A 12219-nucleotide genomic window follows, 5' to 3' on the forward strand; every position below is an offset into this window, starting at 1 on the left:
TTTACAAAAATGGAACTCAGACAACTTAGATATTTTCTAAAAGCAAAAGAATTGCTCAACTTTACTGAAGCGGCTAATAGTTTAAATATTAGCCAAAGTACTTTATCGCAACAAATTAAACAACTTGAAGACGAATTACAAATTCCACTTTTTAACCGAATAGGAAAACGAATTACATTAACAGAAGCCGGAGAATTATTCTCTGTTTATGCCTTGCAAAGCACGAGTAAAGCAAATGAAGGTCTTCAGTTATTAAAAGACCTGAACAACCTGAATACCGGAAAAATTGCGATTGGCGTTACCTATGCATTACGGGATATCGTGACTCAAACCCTCGTTAAATTCAATGATCAATATCCTAAAATCGAATTCGAAATTGTTTTTGGAACTTCTAAGGAATTAATAGAAAAATTAAACCATTTTGAATTGGATATCATTCTTACTTTTGAAGAGATTCTTACCGAAAATCATTTTAAGTATCAAACTCTTTTTACGTCTCCAATGACGCTCGTAACTTCAACAAATTCAGATTTAAAAAGCAGGAAATCGATATCTTTAAAAGAAATTAGCAAACTCTCTCTTGCGCTTCCCGCCAAAGGGTATAGCACAACTCAATTTATTAATGATGCTTTTAATAAAAACAATCTGCATCCAAAAGTCGCTATCGAAATCAATGACATTCCTACTTTATTAGAACTCGTGAAAAGCGGTAAATGGTACACGATTCTTACCCAGACTACGATTAAAAATGAAAAAGAGATAGTATGTATTCCAATTGAGGGTAAGAATATGACACGAACTGCTATGCTAATTTCTATAAAAGAAGTATACGAAAAGAAAGCGGTAAAGGTGTTTTTGGATATTTTAAAATCGTTAGTTTAAGGTATGAAAAAATCTTCAACAAATTTATTAAAAGAATAAAAGCCTCTCCTAACCTATTTACAGCATCGGTTTTAGATCGTTTATTGTTCACACTTTGCAATAAACAAAGGTTTTTCTGTTGGTTTATTAAATTCTGTTTTTTCGACTTTTACAGGATTTAGCATCTCAACTTCTACCCCTTTTCTCATAAGATCATTAATTTGCCAGGGCATCAAGGCAGCCTTTATTTTTGTAATCATCTCCTCTGCAATATCATCCCGATCCGTTACAATTGGTTTCCCTCCCTTTGTGTCCTGAATGATATATTTTTCGTTTTGTTTTATAATTTCAATTTTAAATGGGGCTTTTACATTTGGATCAATAAAGATTCTATAGTTCGAAAACTTGTCTGATAATTGAAAAGTGTAGACATTTGACGCAACCGGATATTTTATATTATCTGAAAAATCAATTGCTTTTTCCGGAGAAACTAACTTTAATTCAGCCTTTTTGTCCGCAATATTTGTTTCGAAATCCCGATCTAAACAACCCCACTTTTCATCAAACAAAGGCTGGTAAACGGGTTGTTTTAATTTATTTTTTGAAACAGAAACATAAAGATTTATTTGACCTGAAGGACTAAATTGAACATTTTTATTGGTCGGATTACCCTTAATTGCATACACACTAAAAATTGATTTGTTCTCCGTATTAATTTCTAATTTGATCTTATCCTTTGACTCTTCCGTCCAATTTCCTTGTAGCGGAGTTCCGCCGGCATAAAATACAATAAAGGTATGGTCCGGTAAAACAAATAAACTGGAACTCTGAATATCTACTCCTCCATCTTTAAGAGAATAACTGCCTACAAATTGCGCATTGATATTGGTAATGGCAGCAATAAATAAAATAAATGCACTTGTAAATAATTTCATATTTCCTTTTTTTGATTTAATTTCTGGACATTTAGCTAATATAAACAATAATCGATTAGTAATAAGGATGTTTTATATTCCATACAATAATTTAAAAATGTTTCTATAATTAAAAAAAACAATATAAAATACAAAAAAAAAGCCTTCCAAAAACATGAGTTCCGGAAGGCTTTTTTACAAACAACGATTAACTAAAACTTACGGTTTAAGTTCTGTAAACTTTGAATCTAACTCAAAAGCTTTCTTTACTTTTTCGACCGTAATTTCTTTTGCTACTGAAAATTCTGCTGTCTTTTTGATATCTAATGACGAAGCTCCAACCAAAACTTTATACGTTCCGGCTTCTGCAATCCAGGCACTTTTATTTTCTAAAAATGAAGCAAGATCTTTTGCAGATAAAGTCAATTTTAGTGTTTCGCTTTCTCCCGGTTTTAATTCTTTGGTTTTACCAAAAGCTTTCAATTCTTCTTTTGGTTTATCAATAGACTTTGATGGTGCAGCAAGATAAATTTGTACTACTTCTTTTCCGGCTGTTTTTCCTGTATTTTTTACAGTAACTGAAACCGTTAATTTATCATTGAATGTTGGTGAACTCAATTTCACATCTGAAAAATCAAAATTAGTATACGAACTTCCAAAGCCAAATTCATAAGATGGTTTGACATTAAAAGTATTATAATAACGATACCCAACATAAACTCCTTCTTCATACGTCACTTCTTTTGGATTATTAGCAGGAAATCCCGGGAAGTTTTTAGCTGAAGGTGTATCAGAATATTTCACTGGGAAAGTCATAGTAAGTTTTCCGGATGGATTTATTTTCCCCGAAACTACATCTGCAACAGAGTGTCCGCCTTCCTGACCTGGCTGCCAGGCTAACAAAATAGCATCTACTTTATCTTTCCATGAAGCTGTTTCGATTACACCGCCTATATTTAGAATAACCACTACTTTTTTTCCTTTTGCATGAAAAGCTTTTGAAATTTTATCCAGCATTTCAATTTCTTCATTTGCGAGATTAAAATCATTGTCCACAACTCTGTCTCCTCCTTCTCCGGAGTTTCTCCCTAAAGTCACAAAAGCGATTTCAGAACTTGCTGCTTTTTTAGCAATAAAAGCATCGTCCATTTTCATTTCAGGAAGTCTTTCAGGCAAAGCCAAAATTCCTTTTATTTTTCTTCGCTCTTTTTCAGCAACAAGTTCTTTTTCTGCGTGAGGTGTGTATAAATCAACCACTTCTTTGTCTAATTTATAACCCGCAGCATTCAAACCTTCTAAAAGCGAAACTGTATGTTTATTATTCACACTTCCGCTTCCTGTTCCGCCTGTAATCCAGGCATAAGAAGTAACACCAAATAAAGAAACTTCTTTTTGTTTTTCAGCAAAAGGCAATGCTTTATTTGTGTTTTTAAGCAAAACCATTCCTTCTGCCGCAGCATTTCTTGTTACCTCGGCATTCTTAGTCAAGTTCGGTTTATCGCTGTATTTATATTTTGTGAAAGTTGGTGTGCGAAAAATATATTCTAAAATTCTTTTTGCATTTGTATTGGCCACTTCCTGAGATATTTTTCCCGAGTTCAAAGCTTCTAATAATGCTTTTTTCTGAACTGGAATTCCTGGCATCAAAAGATCGTTTCCGGCGATCATTTGTTGTACTACATCAGAACTTGAACCATTCTGTATCGATTCAAAACCTGCAAAACCTCCAAACCAGTCCGTCATCACAATTCCTTTAAAGCCCCATTCGTTTCTCAAAACCTGGGTTAGCAAATCTTTACGTTCAGAAGTATAAGTGCCATTCAATTTGTTGTAGGAGGACATTACCGTCCAGGGCTGAGATTCTTTTACCGTGATTTCAAAACCTTTTAAATATATCTCTCGAATAGCTCTTTCAGAAACGTGCGCATTGATTGTTAATCGGTTGGTTTCTTCATTATTAACTGCAAAGTGTTTGATCGAAGTTCCTACGCCTTGCGACTGAATTCCGTTTACTATTGCCGCCGCCGTTTTTCCAGAAATCAAAGGATCTTCAGAATAGTATTCGAAATTTCTTCCGTTCAAAGGATTTCTTTGAATGTTCAGTGCCGGTGCTAATAAAACGTCAACGCCATATTCTTTTACCTCATTACCCATTGCTTTTCCAACCTCTTCTAAAAGCGTTTTATTCCAGGTCGATGCCAAAGCTGTACCTACAGGAAATGCGGTTGCATAATACGTTTTTGAATCATTTTCTCTTGTCGGTTCAATTCTTAAACCTGCAGGTCCATCAGCAACAACAGTCGCAGGAATTCCAAATCGCTCAAAAGAAGCCGTTCCTCCGGCAGCTCCGGGAACCAAACCTTGCTTAGAATCTCCAACAGGACCTGTCAAAACTTCTATTCCGGGCATTCCTGTTCCTATAAGCAGTTCTACCTTTTCGGCATTGGTCATTTGTTTGATAATTGAATCAATTCGCTGATCAACAGAAAGGCGTGTGTCTTCCCAAATGTCTAATTTCCCATTTCTGTTAGAATCAACAAATGTAAATCCCTTAATGGTTAAAAGCGGTGGGTTGTTTTCATCGTTTGGAATGGTTTTCCATGATAAATTTGAAAGTACTAAAGCAGTCAAAAGTGATACTCTGGCAGTTTTGGTAAAGCTTGGTTTCATAGTTAGAAATATTAAATTGTTTTGGAAAAAATAGTAAAGCTTTTACTGGTGATATTTCATTGCTTCATATAGAAGCAATATTAAACACTTTTTTTTACATCAACAAATAAATCAGCTTAAAATTTCGTTCATCTCAATTATAAATATCTAAAAATGAGTCATTCCCAATAATTACGGTTTATCATTAAGAACGACAACAGAAAAGTACTTTATAGATTTATTCCTTTTTTTTGTTAAAAAGGAAGTTTAGATTTTTTAATTTGATTTATAGTTTACAAAAACTGTAAATTTGAAAATAAATCAATGCAATGGAATTTAAAAAAATACTTGAAAAACAATCTGAAGAATCGTGGAAAACATACATTCCGACACTTTCTATTGATTGTGTTATTTTTAGTTTTCATGAAACTACTCTTCAGGTTTTAACCGTTAAGATGAAAGATCAGGATCTATGGGGGCTTCCGGGTGGTTATGTTCAAAAAGAAGAAAATGTCGATGATGCTGCAATTCGTATCCTGAAAGACAGAACGGGAACGGAAAATATCTATCTGCAGCAATTTTATACTTTTGGAAATTTAAATCGCTCTGAAAGTGCGTTTGAAAAATATGATGATAATTTATGGTACAAGCAACGTTTTGTTTCGATAGGTTACTACGCTTTAGCAGAACATTCAAAAGTCAATCTGATCGTCGATGAGTATTCTTCGGCTTGTGAGTGGAAATCTATCGAAGATTTACCTCCGTTTATGATGGATCACAGAACAATTTTCGATAAAGCATTGCTTACCTTACGCGAACAATTAAACAATCATCCAATTGGGTACAATCTTTTGCCTGAGAAATTTACGATGCCGGAACTTCAAAAATTATATGAAGCTATTTTGAGCAAAAAACTAAATCGAGGTAATTTTTATCGTAAAATACTAAGATATGATATTTTAACTAAACTGGATGAATCCAGAAAAGGAGGCGCTCATAAAGCTCCGGATTTATATCGTTTTGATTTAGATAAATATGATGTTGCCTTAAAAGAAGGCCTAAAAGGAAACTGGTAAAATAAGATTATTACAAGATAACAGGTTTAAACAAATGCAGTTCAGCAATTGTAAAGACCTCAATATAAAGTACATTATTGTAAAACAAAAACGCCTCGTAATTTGAGGCGTTTTTGTTTATTCATATTTTAATTAATGGTGATTATCATGCGAATGATTCTGATCTTTATTAGAATTTCCTTTACCGTGATTTGAATTATTATTTTTTGAATTCCCGTTATAATTTTTCTGACTGTTATTTTGTTTATTACTCTTATCCGGTTTATTCCCTCTATTTTTTTGAGGAGGTCCCTGATAACCTTTTGGATAATTGTTTCTGTGTTTTTTATGATATGTATATGGAGCATCTCCCTTATAATCATTAACCACTACTTTATAACCTCCATATAGATCATAATTTCTGTATCTTGAAGGCAATCTGTTCTCTCTAATCCATTTACCGTTATTATCATAAATAAACTGACTTTGGTTTACATCATAATAAACATCAATATCCGGTAAATAGTAATATCTGCTATTGTCATAACCTTGCGGGCCCCAATTTGGCGGTGTACCAATATTTACATTGATCGAAACTTGCGCATGTGCAAAAACACTCATCAAAAGTATTAGTGCGATTCCTAATTTTTTCATTTTTGTAGTATTAAGTTATTTGATTTGAAACAAAGCGAAAGTAATGCCATTTATTAGCCTTTATCCTATTGATTATACGAAAGGGCAAAACCAATCGACGAATAGTAACTCACAACCGATAAAAAGTTAAAATAAAAAAGGCTGTATAAAAATTTCATACAGCCCTCTAAACCAATTAATTAATTTGTTTATTTCCATCCTCCCCCTAAAGCTCGGTATAAATCAACTACAGCTTGTAATTTCTGTAAATTATCATTTACACCGCTCAATTGAGCTGCTAAAAGGTTTTGTTCTGATGTTAATACATCTGTATAATTAGTAGAAGAACTATATTCTAAAAGCTGTTGTGTATAATCAACGGCTTTCTCTAAAGCTTCGATTTGTTTCTCTCTGGAATCTTCTTTGGCTACCGCCATTTCATACGCATACATGGCATTAGAAACTTCCTGACCTGCAACCAAAAGACTTTGTTGGAAATTATTAAAAGCCTGCACTTGTCTTGATTGTGCGTTTGTCAATCTGGCTTTATTAAGTCCCTGATTAAAGATAGGCTGAGTTAATCCTCCTATTATAGAATAAAAAATAGACTGATCGAAGAAATTCCTTAATTGCAAAGTCGACAAACCACCACTTGCTGTAAGTGTTAAACTTGGATAAAAATAAGTTTTAGCCAGATTAGTAGTCTCAAAAGCGGTTCTGAAATCAAATTCAGCCTGACGAACATCCGGACGGTTTTCTAACAATTGAGCTGGTAAACCTATCGCAAGTTTTTCAGGAATTACCTGATCTCCTATGGTTCCTCTTTCAATTGGTCCTGAAGCTTGTCCTAATAAAATATTAAGCGCATTTTCAGTTTCACGAATACTTCTTTTCAAATCGGGGATCAAAACTTCTGCTGCATGCTGGTTGGCCTCACTTTGTACAACAGACGCTCCTGTAACAATTGCTCCTTCTTTTAAAGCTTTTATAACTTCAACATTTTTAATACGGCTTTCTAACGTTGCTTTTGTAATTTCTAATTGCCTGTCATAAGAAAGTAATAAAAAATAATTATTTGCAATATCTGATATCAATTGTGTCTGAACCGCTTGTTTGGCTGCATCTGTAGAAAGATACGTTGCTAAAGCTGCTCTTTTAGAACTACTTAATTTTCCCCAAATATCAGCTTCCCACGAGGTACTTAAACCTAATTTATAGGTCGTTGTGAGTGTATTGATATTAATTCCTGCCGGAAAGTTTAATGCTGCTTTAGACTGCTTATTGCGTGTTGCATTTGCATCAAAATCCAGAGTTGGATAATACGCCAGTTTCGTTTGACGCAAGGTCGCACGTGCCTGAACAATATTTTCGATCGCATTCTTTAAATTCAGGTTTTGATCTAATCCTTTTTGAATTAAAGCATTCAGTTTTTGATCTTTAAAAACTGTCTGCCAAGGCATATTTGCAATCGTAGTCGAATCGGCAGAGACCTGATCACGATACAACTTATCTGTAGAAATAGCTGTGGGGCGTTCGTACTTTTTAGCAACGCAGCCACTTAAAAGTGTGACTGCGACTACCATTAGAATATATTTATTTGTACTATGAGTCATTTTTTCTTAATTAAATTATTACTCTTTATGAGCTTCGATTAGCTGTACTTCCTCGTCATCATCTCCATCGTCATACCCCTCTCTTGCCGGACCACTAATTTTTTCCTGTAAAGTCTGGAAAATGATAAACAATATCGGAATAACAAATACTCCTAAAACTGTTCCAATTAACATACCTCCGACAGCTCCTGTACCAATTGATTTGTTTCCTACAGCTCCTGCTCCCGACGCAAACATTAAAGGAACAAGTCCTAAAATAAAGGCGAAAGAAGTCATCAAGATTGGTCGCAAACGTGCTACGGCTCCTTCGACTGCTGCTTGTACGATTGGCATTCCTTTACGCCTTCTTTCCAAGGCAAATTCGACAATCAAAATACCGTTCTTCGCCAACAATCCAATCAACATGATTAAGGAAATCTGTAAATAAATGTTACTGTTTAATTTGAATATAATCGAGAACAAATAAGCTCCTGCTAAACCAAACGGAATGGATAATAATACTGCAAATGGTAAAATATAACTCTCATATTGTGCACTTAACAAGAAGTAAACAAAGACAAGACATAAGATAAAGATAAAAACAGTTTCACTTCCTGATGCTAATTCCTCACGTGTTAAACCGGAGAACTCATAACCATAACCTGTAGGCAGCTCTTGTGCAGCAACTTCCTGAATGGCTTTAATTGCATCTCCTGAACTAAAACCAGGATTTGGTGCTCCTGTAATCGAAATAGAAGAGAAAAGGTTAAACCTTGAAATTGATTCCGGTCCAAATACTCTGGTCATTTTTACAAACTCAGTAATTGGTGCCATATTTCCTGCTACATTTCGAACAAAAATCTTGTTTAGTCCTTCTGTATTGGTACGGAATTCCGGCGAAGCCTGAATCATAACACGATATTGTTTTCCAAATTTATTAAAATTCGAAGCATACAAACCTCCATAATAACCCTGCATCGTAGACAAAATCGTATTAATAGAAACTCCTGCATCTTTTGCTTTTGCCAAATTAATATCCATCATATATTGAGGGAAACCTGGATTAAAAGGTGTTGTTGCATATTGTATTTCAGGACGTTTTGATAATTTTTCTAAAAAATCCTGATTTACTTTAAAGAATTCTGCTGTCGTATGACCACCTTTGTCCTGCAACTGAAATTCGAATCCACCACTTTGTCCAAATCCTGAAATTGTTGGTGGTGAGATAAAGAATATATTGGCTTCACGAATACCACTAGTTTTGGCAAAAAGCTGACCAATTACATCATTTACACTTAAATCACGTTTTTCCCATGTTTCAAGTCTTACAATTACCATACTGTATGCGCTTCCCGCTCCGGCTGTAAAGTTTTGTCCTACAATACGTAGTGTGTTTTTTACCCCGGGAATGGTATGTGCAATACTGTCTACTTTTTTCGCTATTACATCAGAACGTTCCATAGAAGCTGATGGCGGTAAACTAATATTAGCAAAAACAACTCCTTGATCTTCCGCAGGAACGAAAGCTGACGGTGTGGTTTTCATCATATAAAATAACGCTGAACCTGCAATTATAATCGCCGCCAATACGATCCATTTTTTTACTGAAAGAAATTGAACCGAACGTTTGTATTTGCCCGTAACATTATCAAATGCAACGTTAAACGATGTATAAAATCTTTGAATAAAACTTTTATGTTTGTGATCATCAGCGTGTGGCTTTAAAAGCAAAGCACACAATGCCGGACTTAAAGTCAATGCATTAATCGCCGAAAGTATAATCGCCACGGCTAATGTAATACCAAATTGTTTATAGAAAACCCCGGTAGAACCTGTAATGAAAGTAACCGGAATAAATACGGCAGACATTACCAGTGTGATGGATATAATTGCTCCGGAAATTTCATCCATTGCATCAATGGTTGCTTTTTTAGAAGATTTATAACCGTGATCCAGTTTAGCATGCACCGCCTCGACGACGACAATGGCATCATCGACCACAATACCAATGGCAAGAACCATCGCGAAAAGCGTTAATAAGTTGATTGTAAATCCGAATAAATTCAGGAAGAAGAACGTTCCTACGATCGCTACCGGAACTGCGATAGCCGGAATTAATGTTGATCTAAAATCTTGAAGAAAAATAAATACTACGATAAAAACCAGGATAAAGGCTTCGACCAAAGTATGGATTACTTTTTCGATAGAAGCATCCAAGTTTTCATTAACGTCAACAAGAATAGTATATTTTACTCCTTTTGGGAAGTTCTTGGCAGCGTCTTCAATAAGTGCTTTAGAGTTGTTGATTACATCACGTGCATTTGATCCGGGAGTCTGGCTAATTGCCATTGCCGCAGATTCTACACCGTTTGTTTTAATTGTTGAGGAATAACTCAAAGATCCTAACTCAACTTTAGCAACATCTTTTAATCGCAACATTTGTCCGTTACCAACAGACTTGATAACAATGTCTCCAAATTCCTGTGAACTGGTTAAACGACCTTTATATTTTATTACATATTGAAATGCCTGATCTCCATTTTCACCAAATTTACCAGGTGCAGCTTCTATGTTTTGCTCTGCTAAAACAGCCGAAATATCACTTGGAATCAGTTTGTATTGTTGCATGATGTCTGGTTTTAACCAGATTCTCATAGAATAATCTTTTGCACCAAAAACGGTTACATCTCCTACCCCAACTACACGCTGAATTTGAGGAACAAGGTTAATCTTAGCATAATTTTGAAGAAAGGTCTGATCATAAGCCGGATCATCACTATATAAAGAGAAAATCAATAAGTTACTACTCTGACTCTTTGTTACTGTTACACCAGCCTGAGTTACCTCTACAGGCAATAAACTTGTTGCTCTGGAAACTCTGTTCTGAACGTTTACCGCCGCTAAATCTGGATTTGTTCCTACTTTAAAGAAAATTTTAATAGAAGCATTTCCATCATTCGTTGCTGTAGAAGTCATGTAAGTCATGTTTTCTACACCGTTAATTTGTTCTTCAAGCGGAATTACGATACTTTTTAGTACAACATCTGCATTTGCACCTGTATAACTTGCTGCTACGTTTACTGTAGGCGGAGCAATATCGGGATACTGAGAAATAGGCAGCTCAACGAGGCCTAAAATACCTAAAATGACAATAATAACAGATATTACTGTCGAAAGTACAGGTCTTTGTATGAATATTTTAAACATTTTTTTTTATTTTAAGTCAGCGTAAACCGTTTCTGGATTCTGATTGTCAATTTTAATTTCGCTTCCGTCTTTTAGAGAAGCTACTCCTTCTAATACGATTTGATCTCCTGCTTTTAAACCACTTTTTACTACATAATAAGTTTTGGCTGTATTGTCCATCACGGTAATATTGACATTTTTCGTTTTACCGTCTTTCCCTACTGTAACTGCAAACATTTTATCCTGCAATTCAAATGTAGCACTCTGCGGAATTAATATTCCGTCTTTTACTTCATTCGGAATTCTTATCGTTGTGCTGCTTCCACTTCTAATAATTCCTTTTGGATTTGCGAAACGAGCTCTAATATTAACCGAACCTGTTTCTGTATTAATTAATCCATTTACGGTTTCAATACGCCCTTTTTCAGGATAAGTTGAACCATCTGAAAGTACTAATAAAACTTCCGGTAATTTTTTGATTTTTTCTGCTAATGTCGTTCCGGGAGTGTTTTTGGTAAACTCCAAAAGTACTTTTTCATTCATGGCAAAATACGCGTAAACGTTGCCAATACTCGAAACTGTTGTTAACGGATCAGCTGTGTTAGAACTCACTAAACTTCCTAAACGAAACGGGATTGACCCCACAACACCATTAACTGGACTTATTACTGTAGTATATCCTAAATTAACTTTAGCATTTACTAAAGCTGCATTTGCCTGTGCAAGCGTAGCCACAGCAGATTCATATGTATACTGTGCTGATTCAAGATCATATTTACTGATAATTCCTTTCTCTACAAGCGGTTTTACTTTATTTACAGCTAATTTTGCTGCGCTTAAATCTGCCTGAGCACTTTTTATACTTGCCGCTGCAGTACGAACTTGTTGTTCATATTCAGGAGCACTGATTTTAAATAATGGCTGACCTGCTTTTACAACAGCACCTTCATCAACAAATATCTTATCAATATAGCCTTCTACTCTTGGGCGGATTTCTATATTTTCCTGTCCCTGAATACTTGCAGGATAGTCTGTATATAATGTTGCTGATTGTGGCTGTAAAGTCACAGTTTTGTACTCTTTAACTTGTGGTGCACCTCCAGCCTGAGCTGATTTGTCATTTTTATTACCACACGATGCGATAATAACAGATGCTGCGAGAATGCTTAAAAAGGATTGCTTATTCATTGTGAAAAATGTGTAATTATCAATTTATATAGAAACAAAAGAACTAAAATATTACAAACAAAAAATTACCAATAGACGAAGCCCTAGAGATAATCGATAGATATAACGTGAGAACCGATAGAAGTTAATCCATTGCAATTA

8 protein-coding genes are annotated in these 12219 nt (G+C 34.9%); 2 read left to right on the plus strand and 6 right to left on the minus strand.

The window, feature by feature from the left end; translation table 11 throughout:
• Positions 1–9 precede the first annotated feature (9 nt).
• A complete protein-coding gene (locus tag QLQ94_RS18540; RefSeq protein WP_271334132.1) occupies positions 10–882 on the plus strand; it encodes a LysR substrate-binding domain-containing protein in 873 nt (290 codons plus the stop codon).
• Between the two features lie 80 nt (positions 883–962).
• Here QLQ94_RS18540 and QLQ94_RS18545 read toward each other — a convergent pair whose 3' ends face one another.
• Positions 963–1796 carry a hypothetical protein gene (locus QLQ94_RS18545; RefSeq protein ID WP_427401634.1) on the minus strand — a complete coding sequence of 278 codons (834 nt, stop codon included), beginning with the start codon at positions 1794–1796 and terminating at the stop codon, positions 963–965.
• A gap of 198 nt (positions 1797–1994) precedes the next feature.
• Positions 1995–4445: a glycoside hydrolase family 3 N-terminal domain-containing protein gene (locus QLQ94_RS18550; RefSeq protein WP_271334130.1), complete on the minus strand. Its 2451-nt coding sequence runs from the start codon at positions 4443–4445 to the stop codon at positions 1995–1997.
• A gap of 308 nt (positions 4446–4753) precedes the next feature.
• On the opposite strand from QLQ94_RS18550, the gene QLQ94_RS18555 reads away from it, so the two are divergent.
• On the plus strand, positions 4754–5500 hold the full coding sequence (locus tag QLQ94_RS18555) for an NUDIX hydrolase (protein WP_271334129.1): 747 nt from the start codon (positions 4754–4756) through the stop codon (positions 5498–5500).
• 132 nt (positions 5501–5632) lie between these two features.
• On the opposite strand, the gene QLQ94_RS18560 is transcribed toward QLQ94_RS18555, so the two are convergent.
• The 4 genes from QLQ94_RS18560 to QLQ94_RS18575 form a co-directional block, all read right to left on the minus strand.
• Positions 5633–6133, minus strand: a complete 501-nt coding sequence (locus QLQ94_RS18560) for a hypothetical protein (RefSeq protein WP_271334128.1) — start codon at positions 6131–6133, stop codon at positions 5633–5635.
• A gap of 188 nt (positions 6134–6321) precedes the next feature.
• Entirely contained in the window at positions 6322–7725 is a 1404-nt protein-coding gene (locus QLQ94_RS18565; RefSeq protein ID WP_271334127.1) for an efflux transporter outer membrane subunit, read from the minus strand.
• Positions 7726–7743: 18 nt separating this feature from the next.
• Positions 7744–10911, minus strand: coding sequence for an efflux RND transporter permease subunit (locus tag QLQ94_RS18570; protein WP_482498099.1), 3168 nt, complete (start codon positions 10909–10911; stop codon positions 7744–7746).
• Positions 10912–10917: 6 nt separating this feature from the next.
• Positions 10918–12078, minus strand: coding sequence for an efflux RND transporter periplasmic adaptor subunit (locus tag QLQ94_RS18575; protein ID WP_271334125.1), 1161 nt, complete (start codon positions 12076–12078; stop codon positions 10918–10920).
• Positions 12079–12219: the final 141 nt, after the last annotated feature.

It is taken from the genome of Flavobacterium sp. B114r, from assembly GCF_056824125.1.